20 protein-coding genes are annotated in these 22,799 nt (G+C 65.7%); 7 read left to right on the top strand and 13 right to left on the bottom strand.

All coding sequences use genetic code 11. From position 1 onward, the window contains the following. Nucleotides 1-170 precede the first annotated feature (170 nt). Both LPA35_RS24365 and LPA35_RS24360 read left to right on the top strand, forming a co-directional pair. Nucleotides 171-1,190 carry a tripartite tricarboxylate transporter substrate binding protein gene (locus LPA35_RS24365; protein WP_055398679.1) on the top strand — a complete coding sequence of 340 codons (1,020 nt, stop codon included), beginning with the start codon at nucleotides 171-173 and terminating at the stop codon, nucleotides 1,188-1,190. Nucleotides 1,191-1,305: 115 nt separating this feature from the next. Continuing rightward, nucleotides 1,306-2,919 carry a methyl-accepting chemotaxis protein gene (locus tag LPA35_RS24360; protein ID WP_228899637.1) on the top strand — a complete coding sequence of 538 codons (1,614 nt, stop codon included), beginning with the start codon at nucleotides 1,306-1,308 and terminating at the stop codon, nucleotides 2,917-2,919. 172 nt (nucleotides 2,920-3,091) lie between these two features. Here LPA35_RS24360 and LPA35_RS24355 read toward each other — a convergent pair whose 3' ends face one another. The 3 genes from LPA35_RS24355 to LPA35_RS24345 all read right to left on the bottom strand — a co-directional run bounded on the left by LPA35_RS24355 (nucleotide 3,092) and on the right by LPA35_RS24345 (nucleotide 6,415). Further along, complete coding sequence (locus tag LPA35_RS24355; protein WP_228899733.1) at nucleotides 3,092-4,102, bottom strand: tripartite tricarboxylate transporter substrate binding protein; 1,011 nt, start codon at nucleotides 4,100-4,102, stop codon at nucleotides 3,092-3,094. 105 nt (nucleotides 4,103-4,207) lie between these two features. After that, the gene (locus LPA35_RS24350; RefSeq protein WP_228899631.1) at nucleotides 4,208-5,425 is read right to left on the bottom strand and encodes a CaiB/BaiF CoA-transferase family protein; all 1,218 of its coding nucleotides are present in this window, start codon (nucleotides 5,423-5,425) and stop codon (nucleotides 4,208-4,210) included. Nucleotides 5,426-5,449: 24 nt separating this feature from the next. Beyond that, nucleotides 5,450-6,415: a hydroxymethylglutaryl-CoA lyase gene (locus LPA35_RS24345; protein ID WP_228899732.1), complete on the bottom strand. Its 966-nt coding sequence runs from the start codon at nucleotides 6,413-6,415 to the stop codon at nucleotides 5,450-5,452. 124 nt (nucleotides 6,416-6,539) lie between these two features. On the opposite strand from LPA35_RS24345, the gene LPA35_RS24340 reads away from it, so the two are divergent. The 3 genes from LPA35_RS24340 to LPA35_RS24330 all read left to right on the top strand — a co-directional run bounded on the left by LPA35_RS24340 (nucleotide 6,540) and on the right by LPA35_RS24330 (nucleotide 8,643). Next, entirely contained in the window at nucleotides 6,540-7,445 is a 906-nt protein-coding gene (locus LPA35_RS24340; protein WP_228899629.1) for a LysR family transcriptional regulator, read from the top strand. Nucleotides 7,446-7,821: 376 nt separating this feature from the next. Continuing rightward, nucleotides 7,822-8,130 carry a helix-turn-helix domain-containing protein gene (locus tag LPA35_RS24335; protein WP_228899627.1) on the top strand — a complete coding sequence of 103 codons (309 nt, stop codon included), beginning with the start codon at nucleotides 7,822-7,824 and terminating at the stop codon, nucleotides 8,128-8,130. Nucleotides 8,131-8,283: 153 nt separating this feature from the next. After that, the gene (locus LPA35_RS24330; RefSeq protein WP_055398683.1) at nucleotides 8,284-8,643 is read left to right on the top strand and encodes an FKBP-type peptidyl-prolyl cis-trans isomerase; all 360 of its coding nucleotides are present in this window, start codon (nucleotides 8,284-8,286) and stop codon (nucleotides 8,641-8,643) included. A gap of 111 nt (nucleotides 8,644-8,754) precedes the next feature. Here the strand turns inward: LPA35_RS24330 and LPA35_RS24325 are convergent, their stop codons facing one another. The 4 genes from LPA35_RS24325 to ppsA form a co-directional block, all read right to left on the bottom strand. Further along, entirely contained in the window at nucleotides 8,755-9,261 is a 507-nt protein-coding gene (locus tag LPA35_RS24325; protein ID WP_228899626.1) for a hypothetical protein, read from the bottom strand. 166 nt (nucleotides 9,262-9,427) lie between these two features. Beyond that, a complete protein-coding gene (locus LPA35_RS24320) occupies nucleotides 9,428-11,518 on the bottom strand; it encodes a VC_2705 family sodium/solute symporter (RefSeq protein ID WP_121420625.1) in 2,091 nt (696 codons plus the stop codon). A gap of 2 nt (nucleotides 11,519-11,520) precedes the next feature. Continuing rightward, a complete protein-coding gene (locus tag LPA35_RS24315; RefSeq protein ID WP_121422795.1) occupies nucleotides 11,521-11,865 on the bottom strand; it encodes a DUF4212 domain-containing protein in 345 nt (114 codons plus the stop codon). Nucleotides 11,866-11,932: 67 nt separating this feature from the next. Then, the gene (gene ppsA, locus LPA35_RS24310) at nucleotides 11,933-14,323 is read right to left on the bottom strand and encodes a phosphoenolpyruvate synthase (RefSeq protein ID WP_228899624.1); all 2,391 of its coding nucleotides are present in this window, start codon (nucleotides 14,321-14,323) and stop codon (nucleotides 11,933-11,935) included. 264 nt (nucleotides 14,324-14,587) lie between these two features. On the opposite strand from ppsA, the gene LPA35_RS24305 reads away from it, so the two are divergent. After that, the gene (locus tag LPA35_RS24305) at nucleotides 14,588-15,409 is read left to right on the top strand and encodes a pyruvate, water dikinase regulatory protein (RefSeq protein ID WP_228899620.1); all 822 of its coding nucleotides are present in this window, start codon (nucleotides 14,588-14,590) and stop codon (nucleotides 15,407-15,409) included. Nucleotides 15,410-15,580: 171 nt separating this feature from the next. On the opposite strand, the gene LPA35_RS24300 is transcribed toward LPA35_RS24305, so the two are convergent. Then, nucleotides 15,581-16,510 carry a LysR family transcriptional regulator gene (locus LPA35_RS24300; protein WP_228899619.1) on the bottom strand — a complete coding sequence of 310 codons (930 nt, stop codon included), beginning with the start codon at nucleotides 16,508-16,510 and terminating at the stop codon, nucleotides 15,581-15,583. A gap of 109 nt (nucleotides 16,511-16,619) precedes the next feature. Here LPA35_RS24300 and LPA35_RS24295 point away from each other — a divergent pair, with 109 nt between their 5' ends. Beyond that, nucleotides 16,620-17,606, top strand: coding sequence for a 2Fe-2S iron-sulfur cluster-binding protein (locus LPA35_RS24295; protein WP_228899618.1), 987 nt, complete (start codon nucleotides 16,620-16,622; stop codon nucleotides 17,604-17,606). Between the two features lie 178 nt (nucleotides 17,607-17,784). On the opposite strand, the gene maiA is transcribed toward LPA35_RS24295, so the two are convergent. The 5 genes from maiA to LPA35_RS24270 all read right to left on the bottom strand — a co-directional run bounded on the left by maiA (nucleotide 17,785) and on the right by LPA35_RS24270 (nucleotide 22,783). Continuing rightward, the gene (gene maiA / locus LPA35_RS24290; RefSeq protein ID WP_228899617.1) at nucleotides 17,785-18,423 is read right to left on the bottom strand and encodes a maleylacetoacetate isomerase; all 639 of its coding nucleotides are present in this window, start codon (nucleotides 18,421-18,423) and stop codon (nucleotides 17,785-17,787) included. 62 nt (nucleotides 18,424-18,485) lie between these two features. Further along, nucleotides 18,486-19,487 (bottom strand): tripartite tricarboxylate transporter substrate binding protein, encoded by a 1,002-nt coding sequence (locus tag LPA35_RS24285; RefSeq protein WP_228899613.1) that lies wholly within the window; start codon nucleotides 19,485-19,487, stop codon nucleotides 18,486-18,488. Between the two features lie 54 nt (nucleotides 19,488-19,541). Next, complete coding sequence (locus tag LPA35_RS24280; protein WP_228899610.1) at nucleotides 19,542-20,666, bottom strand: cupin domain-containing protein; 1,125 nt, start codon at nucleotides 20,664-20,666, stop codon at nucleotides 19,542-19,544. 33 nt (nucleotides 20,667-20,699) lie between these two features. Further along, nucleotides 20,700-21,416 carry a fumarylacetoacetate hydrolase family protein gene (locus tag LPA35_RS24275; RefSeq protein ID WP_228899605.1) on the bottom strand — a complete coding sequence of 239 codons (717 nt, stop codon included), beginning with the start codon at nucleotides 21,414-21,416 and terminating at the stop codon, nucleotides 20,700-20,702. Nucleotides 21,417-21,505: 89 nt separating this feature from the next. Continuing rightward, a complete protein-coding gene (locus LPA35_RS24270; protein WP_228899603.1) occupies nucleotides 21,506-22,783 on the bottom strand; it encodes an NAD(P)/FAD-dependent oxidoreductase in 1,278 nt (425 codons plus the stop codon). Nucleotides 22,784-22,799: the final 16 nt, after the last annotated feature.

Raw genomic sequence — 22,799 nt, 5'->3', positions numbered from 1 at the left:
CTGACAGCTTGGATGGTGACCATTGCCACCACGTCCAATCAAAAATTGGGAGACTTCCCTGCAGCGTTGCAAGCCGCCCTCTTGCGGCGAGGCTGCGCAGAGAAGCCGACCCTGCTGTCCGGTTGCGTGAAGGACATGCTTTTCACCCCCGCGTTTTCACGAGGTACCCCATGACCCCCCTCAGCCGCCGCAAGGCACTCGCACATGCTGCACTCGCCGCTACGGCGTGGACCGCTTTGACCCCGGCCGCATGGGCGCAAGCCAGCGCCACGGCAGCCCGCCCCACCGCCCCCAAGGCCCCCAAACTGGCGGGCACACTGCGCATCGTGATCCCGGCCAACCCCGGGGGCGGCTGGGACCAGACGGGCCGCGCGCTGGGAGTGGCCCTGGCTGCGGTAGGCGCGGCGGACCAGATCGAGTACGAGAACATTGGCGGCAAGGGCGGCACCATCGGCCTGGCCAAATACGCCGAAAAATACGGCAACGACCCCAACACCCTGCTGATGGGCGGCATGGTGATGGTGGGTGCCGTGGCGCTGCAAAAGCCCGCCGTCGACATGAGCCACATCCAGCCCATTGCCCGGCTCACCAGCGATTACCTGGTGGCAGCGGTAGCCGCCAAATCCCCTATCAAGAACACCAAGGACCTGGCCGATGCCATGCGCGCCGACCTGCGTGCCCTGCCGGTGGCGGGGGGCTCGGCCGGTGGGGTGGACCACATCTTCGCCGGGGTGCTGGCCCGTGCCTCCAAGGCCAAGCCGGAAGACCTGGTCTACAAACCCTTCCCCGGTGGCTCTGAAGTGGTGGACGCCCTGGTGTCGGGCAACGCGGCGGTGGGGCTGTCGGGCTACAGCGAATTCAGTGATGCGATAGCCGCAGGCAAACTGCGCGCCATCGGCGTGTCGTCCCGCCGCAGCGCCTTCGGCCTGCCCGCCTTCCGCGAGCAGGGGCTGGATGCCACCATGGCCAACTGGCGGGGCGTGTTCACCGGCAAAGGGGTGCCCAGCGCCCGCATGGCCGAGATGCTGGCCGCCGTCGAGGCCGCCACCGCCCATGAATCCTGGCTGCGCACGCTCAAAAGCAATCGCTGGGAACCCTCTTGGCTGACAGGCAAGGATTTGGCAGAGTTCATGGAACTGGACCTCACCACGGCACGGGTGATGGTGTACCTGCTCAAGCTGAAGGCATGAAGTGCAACAAGGCCTCTGTGCGGCTGCGGGGCGCCACCCTCGGGCCATACCGGTTTCAGGTTGCAGGCGACGTGCAGCAAGATGGAAAACCGAGATCAACCTTGGGAGCTGACCGATGAAAATGTCCAACCACTCCATCGGCGCACGCATGGCCACCGCACTGGGCCTGGTGCTCGCGCTCCTGCTGGGCGCTGCCCTGTTCGGCATTGCGGCCCTGTACAGCAGCCTGGGCACCTACGAGACCACGGTGCAGGAACGCGTGGCCCAGGAACGTGCGGTGAGCCGCATGGAAAACGAGTTCAAGACCCAGGTGCAGGAGTGGAAGAACACCCTGCTGCGGGGTGAGGATTCGCGCAAGCGCGAACTGCACTGGGCAGCGTTCCAGGCCAGTGAAAAGCGGGTGGCCGACGCCGCCAAGGCGCTGGAGCCGCAACTGACCGATGCGCAGGAAAAGGCAGCGCTGCAGAAATTCACCCAAGCCCACGCGCAGATGGCACAGGGCTACCGAAAGGGTTTTGAGGTGTTCCAGTCGCTCGGTTTTGTGTCCTCTGCGGGTGACGCGGACGTGGCCGACATCGACCAGGGCCCGGCCAAGCTGCTCACCGCACTGAGCGAGCAGGTGGCCGCCAGCAGCGCGACCATTGCAGAGCAGGCGGCCCTGAGCGCGCGGCGTGCGCTCATCAGCAGCCTGGTAGCGCTGGCACTGGTCACAGCCCTGGGCGGCTGTGCGGGCTGGCTGCTCACACGCTCGGTAGTGCGCCCGCTGCGGGTGGCGGTCTCGGTGGCCAACAAGGTGGCGGCCGGCGATCTGACCACCACCATCGAGGTCGATGGCAAGGACGAACCCGCGCGCCTGCTGGAAGCCCTGCGCACCATGCAGGAGAACCTGGAAAACGTGGTGTCGGGAGTGCGCAGCAACGCTGAGGGCGTGGCCAGTGCCAGCGCCGAGATTGCCCAAGGCAATGTGGACCTGAGCATGCGTACCGAAGAGCAGGCCTCGTCGCTGGACGAAACCACCTCTTCGATGCAGCAGCTGCAGGCCACCGTGCAGCAAAACGCCTCCAACGCCCAACGTGCCAGCGAGCTGGCCAAGAGCGGCGCATCGGTGGCCCAGCGCGGTGGCGACGTGGTAACGCAGATGGTGACGGTGGTTCAGGGCATTCAAGACAGCTCACGCCGCATTTCCGACATCATCGGCGTCATCGACAGCATCGCGTTTCAGACCAACATCCTGGCGCTCAATGCTGCCGTGGAAGCAGCCCGCGCCGGCGAGCAAGGGCGCGGCTTTGCCGTGGTGGCCAGCGAGGTGCGCAACCTGGCCACCCGCAGTGCCAGCGCCGCGCGCGAGATCAAGGCGCTGATCCAGACCAGCGTGGAGCGCGTGCAGGCCGGCTCTGACCTAGCCCGCAACGCGGGCAGCACCATGGGCGAAGTCGTCTCGTCCATCCAGGGCGTGAGCGCGCTCATGGACGAAATCAGCCAGGCGAGCGCGGCCCAGACCTCCGACATGCTGCGCGTCACCCAGGCCATCGTGCGCATGGATGAAACCACCCAGCAAAACGCTGCCCTGGTGGAAGAAAGCGCCGCCGCCGCCGGCAGCCTGAGCGGCCAGGCCCGCCAGCTGGTGGAGGCCGTGGAGGTGTTCCGCCTGCGCCACCAGCAGCCGCAGCTTCAGAACCTTCACCACAACCCGGCGGGGCAGCGCGCCCTGACGGCACCGCAGGGTTGATGAATAGCTATAAAAAACATAGCTACCAGCGCTTATCACATAAGCGCTAACGCCCAAAAATCTTCAAATTTCGGCTCGACCGAACGCAGCCTGACCCGGCAGACGACTTCGTGCGGGCGACGCAGGATTACGCCCTTCGGGCAACCCACGCGCCGCGCATCGCAGCCCCGCGTCAATCCATCGTCACGTGGGCGTTTTTCACGACCTGCGCCATGCGCGCCACCTCGGATCGAAAGAACGCGGCTGCTGGCTCCGGAGGGGTAAGCTTGATTTCGTAGCCCTGGGCGATGAGCGCATCGCGCGCCTCGGGCATTTCCATCGCGGCCTTGAAGGCGGCGTACAGGCGTTGCAGCTCGGCCTTGGGCAGGCCGGCAGGCCCCACCGGGGCGATCCAGCCGTCAAGCTCGTAGCCCGGCAAGCCCTGCTCCGCAATGGTGGGCACACCGGGCAACGACGGCACGCGGCTGGCCGTGGTCAAGCCCAGGGCGCGCAGCGCTCCCGACTTGATGTGCGCTGCCGCAGGCGCTACCGCCACCACGGCCAACTGCACCTGGCCGCCCAGCACATCGTTCATGAGCGGGCCCATGCCCTTGTAGGGAATGTGCTGGATCGACACCTTGGCCTGGTCCACGAACATGGCTGCGGCCAGGTGCAGGATGGTGCCGTTGCCCGACGAGCCGTAGTTGAGGACGCCGGGCTTGGCCCTGGCCAGCGCGATCAGCTCCTGCACGGTCTTGACGGGCACCGAGGGGTGGGCCACCAGCACAAAGGGCGTGGCGCCAAGGATGGTGATGGGCGTGATGTCGGCGAGCGAGTCGAACGGAATGTTTTTGTACACACTGGGGTTGACCACGTGGTTGTTGGACACCACGCCGATCACCGAGCCGTCCTTGGGCGCCCGCACGATCTGCGTGGTGCCGGTGATGCCGCCCGCGCCCGGCAGGTTCTCGATGACCACGGGCTGGCCCAGCGCCTTGGCCAGGCTGGCGCTGATGGCACGGATGGCGCCGTCGGCCCCCGAGCCCGCCGACAGCGGCAGGATCACGCGCAGCGGCTTGCCATCGCCCTGGGCACGGGCCAGGCGGGGCAGGCCCCAGGCCACAGCCCCCAGCGCGGTGGCGCCGGTGGCGAGGGCCTGGCGGCGCGTGAGCACGCCATGGCGAGCGGGCGCGATGCGGTGCATGTCAAAAGCAGGGGTGGGCTGGGGCACGGTTGTCTCCGGTGGTGGGGTTGGAATCCGGGGCCTGCGGTCTGCGCCGCGTGGGCTGCCCCGGTCGTCAAGGAAAAATCAGGCAATGGCCCCGGTGGCCTGCAGCGCGGTCACCTCATCGGCCGTGTAGCCCAGGCCCTGCAGCAGCTCGGCCGTGTGCTGGCCCAGGCGCGGCGGGTCGAAGCGCACATCGAGCCGCTGGCCGTCCATGCGCAGCGGCATCAGCGTGATCTGCGCGGTCTGCCCGGCACGTTCGCCATCGGGCAGCGTGATGTCGGCCAGTCCGCCCGTGGCTTGCAGGTGCGGGTCGTCAAACAGTTCTTCGGGCCGGCGGATGGGTGCAAACGGCAGGCCGTGGCGCTCGAAGATGGCCGCCAGTTCATCGGCCGTGTGCTGCGCCAGCCGCTCGCGCAGCACGGGCATCAGCGTGGGGCGGGCGCGTACGCGGTCGTTGTTGGTGGCCAGGCCGGTGTCGGCCTTCAGGTCGGCATAGCCCATGGCGTCGCAGAAGGTCTGCCACTGCGCATCGCTCACCGCGGCCAAAAAGATCTGCCCGCCGTCCTTCACGCTGAACACGTCGTACACGGCCCAGGACGAAATGCGGTCGGGCATGGGGGCCGCAGGTTTGCCGGTGACGGCGTACTGCATCATGTGCTGGCCGACCAGAAAGACGTTGTTCTCGAACAGGGCCGAGTCCACCTCCTGCCCCCGCCCGGTGATGCCGCGCTGCATTAGCGCCGCCATCGCGCCAATCGCGCCGAACATGCCACCCATGATGTCGTTCACGCTGCTGCCCGCGCGCAGCGGGTCGCCGGGGCGGCCGGTCATGTAGGCCAGGCCGCCCATCATCTGCACCACTTCGTCGAGCGCTGTGCGGTGCTCGTACGGGCCGGGCAAAAAGCCGGTGTGGTTGACGTAGATGAGGCGCGGGTTGAGCTGGCTCAGCGCCGCGTAGTCCAGGCCGTATTTGGTCATCACGCCGGGCTTGAAGTTCTGCGCCACCACATCGGCCGATGCCGCGAGCTTGCGCGCCGCCGCCAGGCCCTCGGGGCTGCGCAGGTCGAGCGCGATGCTTTTCTTGTTGCGGTTGAACATGGGGAAAAAGCCCGCGCCCGCACCCAGCAGGTGGCGCGTGCGGTCGCCGTCCACGGGCTCGACCTTGATGACCTCGGCCCCCAGGTCGGCCAGCACCATGCCGCAGGTGGGGCCCATGACCATGTGGGTGAACTCCACCACGCGCAGGCCTTCCAGCGGCAGGCGGGGGGAAGAGGGAGAGGCGGATGTGTCGTCGTTCATTTTCAGGGCGTTCCGAAAAGGGGTTCAGGCCGTTGCTGCTTCGCGTAGCACGGCGGGTGCGGCATTCTGCGGCAGCCCAGCTTGCCACAGCGTGCCATGCAGGGTCTCGCCCGCCAGCCATCCGGCCACGCGCTGGCGCAGCGCGAGCAGCGCGGTCACGTCGATGCCAGTGGCGATGCCCATGCGATCCAGCATGAACACCAGGTCTTCGGTGGTGACGTTGCCACTGGCGCCCGGCGCGTGCGGGCAGCCGCCAATGCCGGCCAGGCAGGCGTCAAAGCGGGTGATGCCCGCCTGCCAGGCGGCATAGACGTTGGCCAGGCCCATGCCACGCGTGTCGTGGAAGTGGGCACAGCAGAGGCGGTCCCCCACCAGGGCCCGCGCTTTTTCAAACAGGCGGGCCACGGCGGCAGGGTCGGCATAGCCCACGGTGTCGGCCAGGCTCACACGGTCGGCCCCCGCATCCAGCAGGGCCACCATCAGGCGCAGCACTTCGCTCTCAGTCACCTCGCCCTGCAGGGTGCAGCCAAAGGCCGTGCCCACGCCACCTTCGATCAATGTGCGGCTGCCGCTGGCGTCGCGCAGCGCGCGAATGCGGGCCACCTCGGCCACCACCTCGTCGGGGGTCTTGCGCAGGTTGGCCAGGCTGTGGGCGTGGCTGGCGGACAGGGGCACCACCACTAGGTCGGCACCACACTCCAGCGCGCGTTCGGCGCCTTTGTAGTTGGGCACGAGCACCGAGGCCACCAGGCCCGGCAGGGTTTTGGCGTAGGCCAGCACCTCGGCCGTATCGGCCAGCTGGGGCAGCAGCCGGGCGGGCACGAAGGAGCCCACCTCGATCTCGCGCTGGCCAGCGGCGTAGGCGGCGTTGATCCATTCGATCTTATGCGCGGTGGAGACCACGGTAGCAATGCTTTGAAGGCCGTCGCGCAGGCCCACTTCGCGGACGGTGGCACGCGCCGGGGTGGTGGAAGCGGTAGAGGGGGTCAGCACTGGTTGTCTCCGGCGGGTGGTGTTCTGCCGTCGATTTTAGAAATTCCCAAAAAAATCAGAAAATACATTCTGGAAGCCATATGATTCCAAACAGGAAGATCAAACACCTGGAGACAAGCCCATGCGCGACCTGGACCTGCAGACCCTGCGCCTGTTTGCCGCTGTGTGCGAGCAGCGCAGCATTGCACGCGTGGCCGAGCAGGAGTCCATCGTGGGTTCGGCCATCAGCAAGCGGCTGGCGCAGCTGGAAGACACCGTGGGCACGCCCCTGCTACTGCGCAAACGCCGTGGCGTGGTGCCCACCCCGGCGGGCGAAACCCTGCTGGAGCATGCGCGCACCATGCTGGCCAGCGTGGGCCAGATCGAGCGCGACATGGCGGCCTATGCCACCGGCACGCGGGGCCATGTGCGCATGCTGGTCACGGCCTCGGTGATGGCCGAATCACTGGCAGACGACGTGGCCGCTTTTCTGCAAGACCCGGCGCACCGCGACATCCAGGTAAGCCTGGAGGAGCGCGTGAGCCCGGACGTCGTACAGGGCATCCGCGACGGCAGTGCCTCCATCGGCATCTGCTGGGATGCGGCCGACCTTACAGGCCTGGAAACCTGCGGCTACCGTACCGACCACCTGGCCGTGGTGGCCCATGCGCTGCACCCGGTGGCCCAGCACCAGAGCGTGCGTTTTGCCGACGTGCTGGACCATGAATTCGTCAGCATGCCCGCACTGAGCGCCGTGCAGGTGTTGCTGGCGCGCGCTGCGGCCGTGGAGGGAAAGATGCTGGCGCACCGGGTGCTGGTGTCCAACTTCGATGCGGCACTGCGGGTGGTGCGGGCCAACCTGGCCATCAGTGTCGTGCCGCGCGAAGTGGCCCTGCCTTTTGCCCAGACTGCGCCCATCCGGGTGGTTCCACTGAGCGACCCTTGGGCCCGACGGCGCTTCGCCATCTGTTACCGCAGCGCCCAGACGCTGGCCCCGGCCGCACAGTTGCTGGTCAGCCACCTGGCAGGGCTGGGCCGTCAGGAATGACCGTCCAGGAGCCTGTCAGGCTTGGCGAATGGACCGCAGCGGTCCATTTTTGGCTTCGCCGCTCTTCGAGAACACCGCCTTTTTTGCGCCATAGCCGGGCTATGGGGCTGCAAATCCGGCAAAAACTGTCCTCGCTGGGGCCAGTTTTCGCTTTCGACGCTCCAAGTCCTACAGGCTCCCAGAACCGTGGCCCTACCGCAACAGTTTGACTTGTAACACAGGTTTTTCGGGGTGTAGCGCATGTGTGGTGTGCGTTCTGAGCTACCAAACTTGTAGCAAAACGGGTTCCGCGCTATAGTCTCAGCGCATCACCGGGCCCGGCATTCGCCCACCCGAATGAATATTTGATCCAACACTTGCGCGAGGAGAAGCGTCCATGAGCTCCAAAGAAAATGCCGCCATCAACCAGTTGTTCGAGCGGCTCGAATGCCGTTACGCACTGCGCGTGCTGTGGGCCCTGAAGGACGGTCACCCCCAGACCTTCCGCCTGCTGCAGGACAGCGTGGGGGGCATCACCCCCAACACGCTCAACACCCGCATCAAGGAACTGCGCGAAGCCGGTTTTGTAGACCACGGCAGCGACGGCTACACCGTCACCCCCTCGGGCGCCGACCTGCTCAAGCGCCTGTCGGACGTGCAGGCCTTCGCCACCCGCTGGGTCGCTGGCCGCGCCAAAAAAACCTGACGCCAAACCGCCCCCCCCCCGCCCCACTCAGGGAAAAGCCCCGCCGGACCTCCGCGCGGGGCTTTCGTTAAAATGGGGTTCAAAAATGCTGCTAGCGCTTAACCATCAAGCGCCAATAGCTCTTTTTTTAATAGCAAACAAGGAATTTCACCCATGGCACTGACCACCACCGCATCCGGCCTGCAATACGAAGACACCACCGTGGGCGAAGGCGCCGAAGCCACCAAGGGCCAGAACGTGTCGGTGCACTACACCGGCTGGCTCTACAACAACGGCGAGCAAGGTGCCAAGTTCGACTCCAGCCGCGACCGCAACGACCCCTTCGAGTTCTCGCTGGGCGCGGGCATGGTCATCAAGGGCTGGGACGAAGGCGTGCAAGGCATGAAGATCGGTGGCCAGCGCACCTTGATCATTCCTGCCGCCCTCGGCTACGGCGCACGCGGCGCGGGCGGCGTGATTCCACCGAACGCCACGCTCAAGTTCGATGTGGAACTGCTCAAGGTCGGCCGCTGAGCACTGCGCCCTGTGACGCACCAAACACAAAGCGGCCTGGGGCCGCTTTTTTTGTGCCCGCACTTCACGCGTGAAACTGGTGCGCCTCTCGGGGGAGAGGATCCGGGGGCCTCAATCAAAAAGCGCTTCGTCCAGCCGCTTGAATTTGGCGTCACCCACCGCCTCGCGGATCTTGGGTGCCAGCGCCGCCAGATCCTCAAAGCTGCCCGCCCCTTCCACCGCCAGATTCAACCGGAACCCACGCAGCCCCAGCCCCGCTGTCAGTTCGGTGGCGATCGGGTAGGCCGCCTGGTAACGCTCCTTGGGTGAGCGCCCGGAGCCCTCCAGCGGCGACGCCACCGTCCCCAGATCGGTGGCAGGTGCAGGCTCTGCCGTCGCATCAGGCGGGGTGGCAAAAGCTGCAGGCAGAGACTGCCCCGGCAGCGGAGCCAGCAGTCCCTGCGCAATCATGGCCTGGACATCCTCCTGCGTGATCCCCATGGCTGCCGTGGCCGCCAGTATTTCGCCCGTAGAGCGCTTTCCGTCAAAAAGAATAAAAGCCGAGCGCTGGCGTGAGCTGAGGCTACCGCGCCGATCCTTGAGCGCTTCCTGCCCTGCCTGCGTTTTGACGAGAACCATGAATCTCCTTGAGCTGAACCATTGTGGTGTGACCGAAGCTCACCCCGACAGGTAAGCTTTTACGTCCCAGATTCTCACGTTTGCGCAGGCTTGGTAATCGGGGTTTACGCATAACCCATTAGCAGGCGCACGGGCAGGGCACTCCAGCCTGCCAACCCAAGTCCCCCTACATCTCGGACCGGATGCGCGGCAGCGCCGGGGCAGGCCGGGTCAGCCAGCTCACCACCACCGTCGCTACCAAGCCGGTGGGCACGCCAAACACCCCGGCCGAGACGGGCTGAATACCAAACCACAGCCCGTCTGCCAGCAGCCAGCTGGGCAGCGCGCGCATGGCGGGCACATGCGACAGCAGGTAGTACACCGCCACGCCAAGCCCTGCCAGCATGCCCGCCACTGCCCCCTGCCGCGTGGTGCCGCGCCAGAAGATACCCAGCACCATCACCGGCACAAAGGCCGAAGCCGCCAACGAGAACGACGCCGACACCATCGGCAGAATCTCAGAGGGTTTGAGCGCCGCTACAAATGCCGCCGACAGGGCCACGGACAGCAAGGCAAACTTGCTCAAAATCACACGCTGCTCCGGCGACGCCTGGCGCTTTGCGTCCTGAAAATACAGGTCGCGCACCAGGGCGTTGCTGATGGTAAGCAGCAGCCCATCAGCGGTAGACAGCGCCGCCGCCAGCCCGCCAGCCGCCACCAGGCCCGACACCACATAGGGCAAGCCCCCCAGCTCCGGCGTGGCCAACATGATGAGGTCGGCCCCCAGCCGGATCTCTCCAAACTGCACGATGCCGTCAGCGTTCACGTCTTCCACCGATAACAGCGAGCTGTCCACCCGCGCCCATTGGGCCATCCAGGTGGGCAAAGCCTCGAAACTGCTGCCCACCAGGTTTTGCATGACCTCGAATTTCACCAGCACCGCCAACGCGGGCGCACTCAGGTACAGCAAGGCGATGAAAAACAGCGACCACGCCACCGATGCCCGCGCCGCCGACACCGTGGGCGAGGTGTAGTAGCGCGTGAGCAGGTGCGGCAAGCCTGCCGTGCCCACCATCAGGCAGAACATGAGTGCCAGGAAGTTGCGGCGCGTCAGCTCGTAGTCGCGTTGCTCATCGGGCGTGCCCTGCGGGTCACCCACATACGCCTGGCTGTGCAGGGGCAAGCCGCCCAGGGGACGCGCACGCTCGTAGTTCTCGCGCATTTCGCGGGTCCAGCGTTCGCGCGCCGCTGCGGCATCGCGCGGCAGGGCCGCCAGCTCGCGGCTGGCCGTGACGATCAAACCTACATCAGCGTTCTGGGTGCGCAGCGCGCGAATGCGCTCCCGCCCTTTCTCGCGCTCCCGCTCCAGGGCGCCTTCCACATCACGCAGCCGCGCCTCAAAATCCTGGGCGCGCCGCAGGTAGGTCTGCACCACCTGATGCTCTGCGGGGGAATCGAGCAGCTGCGCTTCCAGGTCGGCGATCTTGCTGATCTGCGCGCCATAGACTGCGGGCGCCAACGGGTTGCCCAATTGTTTGTACGCCAGCCAGGACACCGGGATCAGGAACGCCAGCAGCACCACCACATACTGCGCCACCTGCGTCCAGGTGATGGCGCGCATGCCACCGAGGAAGGAGCACAGCAGCACCCCGCCCAGGCCCAGCATGATGCCGATCTCGAACTGCACACCGGTCAGGCGCGAAGCGATCAGCCCCACACCGTAAATCTGCGCCACCACGTATGTGAACGAACAGAGCACTGCCGCCAGCGCCGCAATCACACGCGGCCACCGGCCGCCAAAACGCACATGGAAAAAATCGGGCACGGTATACAGGCCCATGGCGCGCAGGTGCGGTGCGATCAGCATCGCCACCAGGCAAAAGCCTCCGGTCCACCCCAGCAGATAGGCCAGCCCCCCGGCCTGCCCCGGTGTGCCAGAAAAACCCTGCAGGTAAAGCGCCCCCGACAGACTGATGAACGATGCGGCACTCATCCAGTCTGCCGCTGCCGCCATGCCGTTGTACATGGGCGGAATGCGCCGACCCGCCACGTAGTATTCCTCGGGGTCGGTGGTTCGGCCATAGACACCGATGCCCGCGTAGACCATCACCGTGAGGAACAGAAAAATCGGCCCGATCCAGTGCCGCGAAAGCCCCTGGTGCTCTGCCCAGGTCATCAGCGCCAGAAAGGCCAGCACCCCGGTCACATACAGCGCCAGGATGCGGTGCAACCGCCACAGATAGGCCCGATCGGTGTCGGAAGAATTGTTTTCAGCCATGGTCAGCCGTGGGGGCGGTCCGCGTCGTCCGAAAGGGCGACGGCATCCGCTGCGAGGCGCTCCGCATCCTGCCGTTCGAAGCGGTTCATGGCCCAGCCATAGACCACCACAATGCCAATGAACACCAGCACTGCCCCCTGCGCCGCAATCCAGTAACCCAGGGGCCAACCGCCAAAGACCAGCACTTGCAGGTCCCGGGCGAAATAGGTAGCACCAAACGACACCAGCGCCCATAGCAGCAGCAAGCCGGCCTTGAGCTTGAGGTGCCGCACATCGTGCAGATCGGGCGGGAACGGGCCCGCCATTTCGGCATCTGCAGAACGCCGGTGCTGCTGCGGGGGCTGCATCACAGGCACGGCATCAGAGACGCAGTGGCGGGTGGTGCAGTCGGCACATGGCAGCCCGGTCGGAGCGTCAGCCTGCCAATTGCTGCCAGGTGGCGATCACGCTGTCGGGGTTGAGCGAGATCGACGAAATGCCTTCCTTGGCCAGCCACTGCGCAAAGTCAGGGTGGTCGCTGGGGCCCTGGCCGCAGATGCCGATGTACTTGCCCTGGGCCAGGCAGGCCTTGATGGCCTGATGAATCAGTGCTTCGACAGCGGGGTCGCGCTCATCAAAGTCCTGCGCCAGCAGCTCCAGGCCCGAATCACGGTCCAGGCCCAGCGTGAGCTGGGTCAGGTCGTTGGAGCCGATGGAGAAGCCGTCGAAGAACTCCAGGAAGCGCTCGGCCAGGATGGCGTTGCTCGGCACTTCGCACATCATGATGACCTTGAGATCGTCCTTGCCGCGCTGAAGGCCATGGGTGGCCAGCAGCTTGGTCACGCGCTCGGCCTGGCCCAGCGTGCGCACAAACGGCACCATCACCTGCACGTTGGTCAGGCCCATGTCGTTGCGCACGCGCTTGAGCGCCTCGCACTCCATGGCAAAGGCTTCACCGAAGTCTTCGCTGATGTAGCGGGCGGCGCCACGGAAGCCGAGCATCGGGTTTTCTTCCTCGGGCTCGTAGCGGCTGCCGCCGATCAGCTTGCGGTATTCGTTGGACTTGAAGTCCGAGAGGCGCACGATGACGGGCTTGGGCCAGAAGGCGGCCGCAATAGTGGCCACGCCTTCGGCGACCTTGTCCACATAGAACGCCCTGGGGCTGGCATGGCCACGGGCCACGGACTCCACGGCCTTCTTCAGGTCGGCATCGATCTGGGGGTAGTCCAGGATGGCCTTGGGGTGCACGCCAATGTTGTTGTTGATGATGAACTCCAGCCGGGCCAGACCCACGCCTTCATTGGGCAGCTGGCAGAAGTCAAAGGCCAGCTGTGGGTTGCCCACGTTCATCATGATCTTGGTCTTGATGGGGGGCATCGCGCCGCGCTGCACTTCGGTCACTTCGGTTTCAAGCAGCCCGTCATAGATCTTGCCCGTGTCGCCCTCGGAGCAGCTCACCGTGACCAGCGTGCCGTCCTTCAGCCGCTCGGTCGCGTCGCCACAGCCCACGACGGCCGGAATGCCCAGCTCCCGCGCAATGATGGCGGCGTGGCAGGTGCGGCCGCCCCGGTTGGTGACGATGGCGCTGGCGCGCTTCATCACGGGTTCCCAGTTGGGGTCGGTCATGTCGGTCACGAGCACATCGCCGGGCTGGACCTTGTCCATCTCGGAGATGTTGTGCACCAGGCGCACCGGGCCGGTGCCGATCTTCTGGCCAATGGCGCGGCCCTCGGCCAGCACGGTGCCATGGCCCTTGAGCTTGTAGCGCAGCTCGGCCTGGCCCTTGGCCTGGCTCTTCACGGTTTCAGGGCGGGCCTGCAGGATGTAAAGCTGGCCGTCGGTGCCGTCCTTGCCCCACTCGATGTCCATGGGGCGCCCGTAGTGCTGCTCGATCACCAGCGCGTAGCGCGCCAGTTGCTCCACGTCTGCGTCGGTCAGCGAGTAGCGGTTGCGCTGCTCGGTGGGCACATCCACGGTCTTGACCAGCTTGCCGCTGGCGGCTTTTTCTTCCGCGCTGGAGAACACCATCTGGATCAGCTTGCTGCCCAGGTTGCGGCGGATCAGCGCCTTCTTGCCTGCCTGGAGCATGGGCTTGTGCACGTAGAACTCGTCGGGGTTCACGGCGCCCTGCACCACCGTCTCGCCCAAGCCGTAGCTGCTGGTGATGAAAACCACGTCTTCAAAGCCGGATTCGGTGTCGATGGTGAACATCACGCCGGCGGCGCCCAGGTCGGAGCGCACCATGCGCTGCACACCGGCCGACAGGGCCACCACATCGTGCTCGAAGCCCTTGTGCACACGGTAGGAAATGGCGCGGTCGTTGTACAGCGACGCGAACACTTCCTTCATCTTGTGCATGACTTCGTCGATGCCCACTACGTTCAGGAAGGTTTCCTGCTGGCCGGCAAACGATGCGTCGGGCAAATCCTCGGCCGTGGCGGAAGAGCGCACGGCAAAAGAGGCAGCGGGGTTGCCAGCACTCAGCTTGGCAAATTCGTCGGCAATGGCCTTTTGCAGGTCGGCCGGGAAGGGCTGGGCCTCGACCATCGCGCGAATTTCTGCACCGACTTGTGCAAGGGCGCGCACGTCTTCTGTGTCCAGGCTCTTGAGCTTGGCGCTGATGCGCTCGGCCAGGCCGTCATAGGCTAGGAACTCGCGGAACGCGTGGGCGGTGGTGGCAAAGCCCGTGGGCACACGCACGCCCTGCGGCAGCTGGGAGATCATCTCGCCGAGGCTGGCGTTTTTACCGCCTACTACCTCGACATCGGTCATTCTCAGGTTTTCAAACGGTACGACCAGGGCGGTCGGGCTGAAAAGTGCAGACATGGGAAAGCTCCAGAAGTTGAAACCGGGTCTGCGTGCCGGGCCCTGGATGGCTCCTGGCAGGCGGCCATGCACGGCCTGAGGCTTTGTCGTTGTGGTTGTGGGCCGACGCGGTGCATGGTGAGAATTGGATAATTGTGACAATTGTAGGCCCGAGCATCTGGCAGCGGGCTGACGCTTTCACGCGACTGACGCAAATCGGGCAATCACCACTTCTTTGGGGTGGCAACCCGGCTGGCGCAAGCCGCATCCAAAAAAAGGGGCTCCATGCACTCGCGCACCGTATTTTTTGTCTCTGACGGCACCGGCATCACCGCCGAAACCTTCGGCAACGCCATCCTGGCCCAGTTCGAGATGAAGCCGCGCCATGTGCGCCTGCCCTTCATCGACACCGTGGACAAGGCCCACCAGGCCGTGCGGCAGATCAACCACACCGGAGAAGTCGAGGGCAAAAAGCCCATCGTCTTCACCACGCTGGTCAACATGGAAGTGCTCAAGGTCATCCAGGACGGCTGCAAGGGCATGCTGCTCGATATGTTTGGCACCTTCGTCCACCCGCTGGAGCAGGAGCTGGGCATCAAATCGCACCACCGTGTGGGCCGCTTCAGCGACGTGAGCCGCAGCAAGGAATACACAGACCGCATCGAAGCCATCAACTTCAGCCTGGCCCATGACGACGGCCAGAGCAACCGCGACCTGGCCGGTGCCGATGTGATCCTGGTGGGGGTGAGCCGCAGCGGCAAAACGCCTACCAGCCTGTACCTGGCCATGCAATGTGGCCTGAAAGCCGCCAACTACCCGCTGATCCCCGAGGATTTCGAGCGCCGCCAGCTGCCCCCGGCCCTGGTGCCGTTTCGCAGCAAGATCTTTGGCCTGACCATCAGCCCCGACCGCCTGGCCGAGATCCGCGCCGAGCGCCGCCCCAATTCGCGCTATGCCAGCATCGAGAACTGCCGCATGGAAGTCTCCGAAGCCGAGGCCATGATGCGCCGCGCAGGCATCCGGTGGTTGTCCACCACCACCAAGTCGATTGAAGAGATTGCGACGACCATCCTGCAGGAGATTCGGCCGGAGAGGCTGGTGTATTGAGCAGCGTTGCATGGCAAGTACGACCCAACCTCCCTCGGGGGCCATGGCGGATTCATGCAAAAACAGGCTCTACCGCCCTACTGACAAGCGCAACAAGCTATAAATAACATAGCATTGTTCTCACAGGACCGGCGGTGCAGTCTGGCTTGCGCCGCAGACCCCGCCCGCAGATCACGGCAAATCACCGCCAGCGGGGCCATCGCCCCCAAACAATTCAAACACCATGCTGCGCAGCCATTGGTTCACCGGCTCGCGGTGCACCTTGGCGTGCCAGAACACGCTGATGGGCGCGTCAGGCAGTTTGACGGGGTGCGTGCGCACCACCAGGCCAAAGGGCTCGACCAGCTTGAGCGCCAGCCGCTCCGGCACCGTCGCCACCAGCGCCGTGCTTTGGAGGATGTGGCCCACGCTCACAAAGTGCGGCACGCTTAGCCGCACCAGGCGGTCGATGCCAGCCTTCTGGATCAGCTCGTCCACCTTGCCGTGCCCCGTGCCTGCGGACACGATCACCAGGTGCTCTGCCGCCTTGTAGTCCGACAGCAGCAGCTTGGGCCGGTCCAGCGCATGGCCCTTGCGGAACAGGCACACATAACGCTGGCGGAACAAGCGCCGCTGGAAAAATCCCGCTTTCAGCTGCGGCAGCAGGCCGATGGCCAGGTCCACCTTGCCAGCCTCCATGTCTTCGCGCAGATGGGCGGCGTTGTTGCGCACGGTGTTCAGCGTGACGCCCGGCGCCTCCCGCCCCAGGCGCTCCAGCAGCGCGGGCAAAAAGACGATCTCGCCAATGTCTGTCATGCCGATGGTGATGGTGCGCTTGAGCGTTGCGGGCGTGAACTGCGTGCGCTGGTTCAGCCCGCTGTGGATCATGCCCAGCGCATAGCCCACGGATTCGCCCAGTTGCTCGGCAAAAGGCGTGGGCACCATGCCGCCCGAGGTGCGCAAGAACAACTCGTCGCCAAAAATGCGCCGCAGCTTGGCCAGCGCGTTGCTGACGGCAGGCTGCGTCAGCCCCAGGTTGTCGGCCACCTTGGAAACGCGCCGCTCGACCATGAGTTGCTGAAACAGCACCAGCAGGTTCAGGTCGATATCCGATAGCTCCATCGCTACTCCATCAGCTCGGGTGATATGAAGTTGCGATGGTATTGCAGCCAGTGATTCGCAGGCGCTTTCGTGGGCACAATGGGCTGGATGAAATCGACCGTAGCCCGCCATGGACATCCTCGTTCAGCCGCTTAACCGCGTGATCCGCGCCGAGCCCGGCGTGAACCTGCTTGACGCCCTGCGCGCGGCGCAGGTTCCGATGTCGTATTCGTGCCTGTCAGGCCGCTGCGGCATCTGCCGCTGCCGGGTGCTGTCTGGCGAGGTGCTCGATGGCGGGCGCGAGCAGCAGCGCCCGCTGGACGGCGTGGACGGCGCCGTGCTGGCTTGCCAGACCTATGTGACCGAGCCCTGCACCATCGAAGTGCCCGCCCCCGAAGAGGCCGTGGTGCACCGTGCACGCGTGGCCAAGGCCACCGTGGTGGCCATCGAGCCGCTGGCGGCAGACATCCGGCGCCTGCTGCTCAAGGTGGCAAAACCCATTGCGTTTTCACCAGGCCAGTACGTGCAACTGGGGTTCACGCCGACGCATGTGCGCCCCTATTCGATGGCAAACCTGCCGGGCGAACAGCTGCTGGAGTTCCACATACAGCTCATGCCCCAGGGCCGGGTCAGCAGCTACATCGCCGGGCAGCTCAAGGTGGGGGACAAGGTCAAGGTCAGCGGGCCGCTGGGCGCAGCGTATTTGCGCCAGCAGCACACGGGGCCCATGCTGTGTGTGGCTGGGGGCACAGGGCTGGCGTCGGTGCTGTCGGTGGTGCGCGGCGCGGTGGCTGCGGGCATGCGCAACCCCATTCACCTGTACTTCGGCCTGCGCTCCCCGCGCGAGCTGTATGGCCTGGCGTGGCTGGACCATTTGCGCAGCGTGCACCCGGCCCTGCAGGTGCATGTGGTGGTGGCCTCGGGCGCCGACCCTGCCACGCAGCGGCGCGGGCTGGTGACCCAGGCCATCGAGCAGGACCACGCGAGCCTGCAAGGCTGGCAGGCGTATCTGTGCGGATCGCCCCCGATGGTGGAAACCACCACGCTGCTGGCGCTGGGCAAAGGCATGGAGGCGGCTCACCTCCATGCCGAGGCTTTTTACATGCAGGGCGACTGATTCCGTCTCCAAATCATCCGTGTCGTTGTTGCTTCGCCTTGCCGTGCTACAGCACTGTCTGCGGCTTCGCGCCTAGACACGAATGATTTGGAAACGGAATGAGGTTCTTGGAGTCGCCTGAATCCACTTGAACCGCTCACTCAGCGCGGTCGAAGCGCCGCGAGGGGCTTCGGCAGGCTCAGCCCGCATCCGGCTGCGCACTGGGCGCCGCCTTGCGGAACGCTTCCAGTTGCGCGCAGGCCGCGTCCACCGCCTGCACCAGCGGCCAGCGCGACACGTCCACCTTGAAGCGGCGCGCGCTCTCCACCTGCGGAACCAGGTACACATCGGCCAGCGTGGGGCAGCTGCCAAAGCAGAAATCACCGCGCTGCGGGTCCTTCGACAGCAGCGCCTCGATGGCGTCAAAGCCCGCGCTGATCCAGGTGCCGCACCAGTCGTTCACCGCCGCCTCGTCGGCACCAAAGCGGTGGCGCAGCGCCTCCAGAATGCGGCGGTTGTTGATGGGGTGGATGTCGCAGCCCACGATGGCAGCCAGAGCGCGCACCTGGGCGCGATCGCCTGCATCGCCGGGCAGCAGCGGTGGGGTGGGATAGCGCTCTTCAAGCCACTCGATGATGGCGGGCGACTGGATCATCAGGCGTTCGTCGGCTTCCAGCACGGGCACGAACTGCTGCGGGTTGATGGCCTTGAAGGCATCGCCAAAATGTTCCTCACGCCGCAAATCGACCGCTATCTGCTCGTAGACCAGCCCCTTGAGGTTGAGCGCAATGCGCAAGCGGTGGGAGGTTCCGCTGCGGAAGAAGGAATAGAGCTTCATGGTCAGTCTCTGTGTCAGTCCCTGTGTCAGTCCCTGTGTCAGTCCCTGTGTCAGTCCCTGTGTCAGTCCAAGGCAATCTTGGCACGCTTGACGACTTCACCAAACGTGCGCGAATCGCGTTCGATGGCCTTGGTGAGTTCGGCGGGCGGGCCGATGTAGGGCTCGAAACCGAAGGTCGCCAGGCGCTCCTTGACCTCCGGGGTGGCCAGCACCTTGCCCACGTCGGCATTGATCTTCTCGATGGCTGCCTTGGGCGTGCCTGCGGGCGCGAACAGGCCCACCCAGGTCTTCACTTCAAACCCGGCCGGTCCGCCCGCTTCGCCCATGGTCGGTATGTCGGTGAAGCCCGCCAGACGCTGGGGCGCAGCCAGGGCCAGAAACTTCACCTTCTTGGCCTGGTACATGGGCCCGGCCGTCGCTGCCGTGCCAAACGCCCACTTGATGTCCCCCGTGGCCACAGAGGTGTAGACGCTGCCCATGTCCTTGTACGGCACATGCATCATCTTTGTGCCCGTTGCTGCCTCCAGACTCGCCGCGCCCACATGGGCCACGCTGCCGATGCCCCAGGATCCGTAGGTGATGTCGCCCGGCGCCGCCTTGGCCGCCTTGATCAGATCGCCCACATCCTTCCAGGGCGAGTTGGCCGCCACCACCACAAAGAAGTTCGTGAAATACACCGGAGCGACTGGCTCAAAGTCTTTCACCGGGTCATAGGGCAGCTGCTTGAACACATGCGGCTGCAAGGCCATGTGCGTGTTGTCCACCTGCAGCAAGGTGTAGCCGTCTGGCGCTGCGCGCTTGGCATCGCCGATGGCGATGAAACCGTTGGCGCCGGGCTTGTTGTCGATGACGAGTTGCTGCCCCCAGTTGCGCGACAAGCGCTCGCTGAGGATGCGCATCACCGCGTCAGGGCCGCTGCCGGGCGAATACGGTGCGACGGAGCGGACGGGTTTGGCGGGGAAGGTCTGCGCCACGGCGTCGGGCACGCCCGCGGCGGCCACAAGGGCCAGCGCGCAAAACGCCAGGGCAGGTCTAAAAATCTGTGAACGAATGGCGGTCAGCATGGGGGGTGTCTCCTTGGTTTTATGAAAGCCGAATCCGGCTTGGTGAGTGATGGATCAAACAGTGACTTGCACACGGTGGCTGTGCAGCGCCTCAAAAATCGGCGCGTCGCTGAAGCGGAACAGGTCGAGCGCGCCAGCAGCAGATGCCTGGGCTGAGAACGGTTGCCACGACGGCACCACAAACAAGTCGCCCCGCGCCACCTGCCAAGTGCGTTCACCCACCGTGACGGTGCCGCTGCCGTCAAACACCTGGAACACCGACGACCCCACCTCACGCTGAACCCGCGTTGCACCGCCCGCGCGCACGCGGTGCATTTCGGTCCGCATCGTGGGCAACACATCGGCGCCGGTGGTGGGGTTGGTAAAGCGCACCGCCGCGTGCCCGGGGCTCAGCGTGCCCGCCTGGCCTTCGTCTTCCAGCGAGAGCTGATCGGCCAGTGCACGATCGGTGTCCACCCAGCGGTAGGCCAGCAAGGGCGTGGCGGGCTGGGCCTGCACCATCGACACCGGGCGCAGGCCCGGGTGGCCCCACAGCCTTTCGGAATATGAACGCTCGGCGGTGGTGCGCTCGGCGGGCGGGAGCTTCTCGCGCCCCACTTCGAAGAACTGGCTCTCGGTGTAGTACGAGAACGGAATGTCCAGGCCGTCGATCCAGGCCATGGGCTCGGTGGCAGCGTTGTGGTGGGCATGCCAGTTCCAGCCCGCCTGCGGCAGAAAGTCGCCCCGCGACATGCGCACGGCATCGCCATTGACCACGGTCCACACGCCCTCGCCTTCCACCACAAAACGAAACGCGTGCTGCGTGTGCCGGTGCTCGGGGGCGTCTTCGCCGGGCATCAGGTACTGGATGGCGGCCCACAGCGTGGGCGTGGCAAAGGGGCGCCCGCCCAGCGCAGGGTTGGCCAAGGCAATGGCACGGCGCTCCCCGCCACGGCCCACGGGCACGATGGCGCCCGCCTGTGCGGCCAGGGCCTTCAAGCGGTCCCAGCGCCACAAGTGCGGCACGGCCTTGGATTGGGGCTGGCGGGGCATCAGGTCGCCAATCTGCGTCCAGAGCGGCACCAGCAGCTCTTGCTCAAAGCCCCGGTACAGCTGCTCCAGTTCGGGCGTCGGATCGGGCTGGCCCTTGCCCGCAACGGCATGCAGCCGCACGGGGGAAGGCGTGAGGTCGGTAGTCATGGTGGGGTTGTCTCCTGGATGTGGCTTTTTTTCTTATTCCGCCGGGCCAACGTGGAGCACGATGCTGCCCACGCCTTCGATGTGTCCATCAATGCGGTCACCTGCCAGCACCGGGCCTACGCCCTCGGGCGTGCCGGTAAAGATCAGGTCACCCGGCTGCAGGTGGTAGAACTTGGACAGGTCGGCAATCAGCTCGGGGATGTTCCAGATCAGCTTGGACAGGTCGGACTTCTGGCGCACCGTGCCGTTGACCGACAGCTCCAGATCGCCCTGGCCCAGCACCACCTGCGGCATGGGCACGATCTCTGAGACCACGGACGACTGCTCCACATCCTTGCCCAGGTCCCAAGGCCGGCCCTTATCCCGCGCCACAAGCTGCAGGTCGCGGCGCGTCATGTCCAGGCCGCAGGCATAGCCATAGACAAGGCGGAGCGCATCCGCCTCGCTCACGCGAAAGCCGGGCGCACCAATGGCCAGCACCAGTTCCATTTCGTGGTGGTAGTTCTGGGTGCCGGGTGGGTAAGCCACGGTCGCGCCAGACTCGACCAGTGTGGACGGCGCCTTGGTGAAATAGAACGGCACTTCCACCGCCTTGTCCACCGGGCGCCCCATCTCGACCGCATGCGCGTGGTAGTTGCGGCCCACAAAGAACAGGCGGTGGATGGGCAGGCGCTCGCTGCGGCCATGCACGGGCAGCGAATAGACGGGGGGCGGGGTCCAGAGGTAAGTGGTTGACGTGGTTGCGGTCATCGGTGGTTTCCTTAGCGGGTTGTCGTGTTCGGTTCTGGTGGGCTTGGGTGCGGGTGCGGGCTTCTGTGCTGCTCGGCATCCATGTGGGTTCACAGCTTTGCCATCGGCGTGTTCAGGTCGGCCAGCCGCTCGGCATCCACCGGCTTGCGCTGCTCGATCAGCCTGCGGGCAAAGCGCAGGTCGCGCGCTGCGTTGGCCCCCACGGCGGCCTGCACCACGTCACCCGCCAGGTAGAACAGCACAAAGCTGCCGCTGGCCGGGTCGCCGCGCTGCACCACGCGGTGCGCAGGCGTGGGCATGCCGTAGATCTGCAGGTTCATGCCGTACTGGTCAGACCAGAACCACGGCAGCGGCTGGTAGTCCACGGCCTGACCCAGGGCCGAGCGCGCTGCGGCCATGCCCTGCTCCTGCGCGTTCTGCCACGATTCAAGCCGCAGGCTGCGGCCTGCCCAGGGGCTGGGCGCCACGGCCACATCGCCTGCGGCCAGGATGTGGGGGTCGGACGTGCGGCATTGGGCATCGACCAGCACGCCACCTTCGCAAACCAGACCCGCCGCGCGCGCCAGTTCATCGTTGGGCACCAGGCCAACGCCCAGCACGATGGTGTCGCACGCCAGCGCGCTGCCATCGGCCAGCAAGACTTCCGAACGGCCATCTGCAGCGCGGGCAAGGCCCCGCACACCCGCGCCCAGCAGCACGCGCACGCCCTGGGCGCGGTGCAGCGCCAACAGATACGCCGACACCTCGGCGGGCACGGTGCGTTCACACAAGCGGCTTTGCGTCTCCACCACCACCACTTCCGCGCCCTGCTGGCGTGCGGTGGCCGCCACCTCCAGGCCGATCCAGCCACCGCCCACCACCACCACGCTGCGGCCAGGCCGAAGGGCCGGGGCCAGCGCCTGCGCATCTTCAATGGTGCGCAGCGTGTGCAGCGGCACCTGGTCTGCCCCCGCCACAACAAGCCGCCGGGCGCGCCCCCCGGTGCACAGGATGAGCTTGTCGTAGGGCTGCGCTGTGCCATCCGACAACAGCACCTGCTTGGCAGCGCGGTCAATGCGGTGCACCTGCACACCGGGCCGCCATTGCACCGCCAGGGCGTCAAAGGCCTCGGGCTTCATGAGACGCGTGCTCTCAGGGGCTGCTGCGCCCGAGAGCACCGCCTTCGACAGCGGTGGCCGCTCGTGCGGCGGGTGGGCTTCTTCACCGATCAGCACAATCTGGCCCGCAAAGCCTTCACTGCGCAGCGTTTGCGCGGCCCAGCCACCCGCTTGGCCCGCACCGACGATCACGATGGTGTGGGCCGAGTGGGCGTTTACGCCTTCATGCGGCAATGCAGCGGCCTCGACCTCAGGTCGTTCGGCAGTCATGGGGGGCTCCTTTAGA

It is taken from the genome of Acidovorax sp. Leaf73 (assembly GCF_916855635.1).
In the GTDB taxonomy this organism is placed as follows: domain Bacteria; phylum Pseudomonadota; class Gammaproteobacteria; order Burkholderiales; family Burkholderiaceae_C; genus Acidovorax; species Acidovorax facilis.
Note: the sequence above shows the minus strand (reverse complement) of the source record. Positions and strands in the feature narration are given on the sequence as shown.

Excerpts from the sequence above, each read along its gene's own strand:
- LPA35_RS24300 (WP_228899619.1), bottom strand. The coding sequence starts at position 16,510 with ATGGAGCTATCGGATATCGACCTGAACCTGCTGGTGCTGTTTCAGCAA.
- maiA (WP_228899617.1), bottom strand. The coding sequence starts at position 18,423 with ATGAAGCTCTATTCCTTCTTCCGCAGCGGAACCTCCCACCGCTTGCGC.
- LPA35_RS24315 (WP_121422795.1), bottom strand. The coding sequence starts at position 11,865 with ATGCAGCCCCCGCAGCAGCACCGGCGTTCTGCAGATGCCGAAATGGCG.
- LPA35_RS24335 (WP_228899627.1), top strand. The coding sequence starts at position 7,822 with ATGAGCTCCAAAGAAAATGCCGCCATCAACCAGTTGTTCGAGCGGCTC.
- LPA35_RS24350 (WP_228899631.1), bottom strand. The coding sequence starts at position 5,425 with ATGAACGACGACACATCCGCCTCTCCCTCTTCCCCCCGCCTGCCGCTG.
- LPA35_RS24280 (WP_228899610.1), bottom strand. The coding sequence starts at position 20,666 with ATGACTACCGACCTCACGCCTTCCCCCGTGCGGCTGCATGCCGTTGCG.
- LPA35_RS24320 (WP_121420625.1), bottom strand. The coding sequence starts at position 11,518 with ATGGCTGAAAACAATTCTTCCGACACCGATCGGGCCTATCTGTGGCGG.
- LPA35_RS24360 (WP_228899637.1), top strand. The coding sequence starts at position 1,306 with ATGAAAATGTCCAACCACTCCATCGGCGCACGCATGGCCACCGCACTG.
- LPA35_RS24340 (WP_228899629.1), top strand. The coding sequence starts at position 6,540 with ATGCGCGACCTGGACCTGCAGACCCTGCGCCTGTTTGCCGCTGTGTGC.
- LPA35_RS24355 (WP_228899733.1), bottom strand. The coding sequence starts at position 4,102 with ATGCACCGCATCGCGCCCGCTCGCCATGGCGTGCTCACGCGCCGCCAG.
- LPA35_RS24325 (WP_228899626.1), bottom strand. The coding sequence starts at position 9,261 with ATGGTTCTCGTCAAAACGCAGGCAGGGCAGGAAGCGCTCAAGGATCGG.
- LPA35_RS24330 (WP_055398683.1), top strand. The coding sequence starts at position 8,284 with ATGGCACTGACCACCACCGCATCCGGCCTGCAATACGAAGACACCACC.
- LPA35_RS24275 (WP_228899605.1), bottom strand. The coding sequence starts at position 21,416 with ATGACCGCAACCACGTCAACCACTTACCTCTGGACCCCGCCCCCCGTC.
- LPA35_RS24295 (WP_228899618.1), top strand. The coding sequence starts at position 16,620 with ATGGACATCCTCGTTCAGCCGCTTAACCGCGTGATCCGCGCCGAGCCC.
- LPA35_RS24365 (WP_055398679.1), top strand. The coding sequence starts at position 171 with ATGACCCCCCTCAGCCGCCGCAAGGCACTCGCACATGCTGCACTCGCC.
- LPA35_RS24305 (WP_228899620.1), top strand. The coding sequence starts at position 14,588 with ATGCACTCGCGCACCGTATTTTTTGTCTCTGACGGCACCGGCATCACC.
- ppsA (WP_228899624.1), bottom strand. The coding sequence starts at position 14,323 with ATGTCTGCACTTTTCAGCCCGACCGCCCTGGTCGTACCGTTTGAAAAC.
- LPA35_RS24270 (WP_228899603.1), bottom strand. The coding sequence starts at position 22,783 with ATGACTGCCGAACGACCTGAGGTCGAGGCCGCTGCATTGCCGCATGAA.
- LPA35_RS24285 (WP_228899613.1), bottom strand. The coding sequence starts at position 19,487 with ATGCTGACCGCCATTCGTTCACAGATTTTTAGACCTGCCCTGGCGTTT.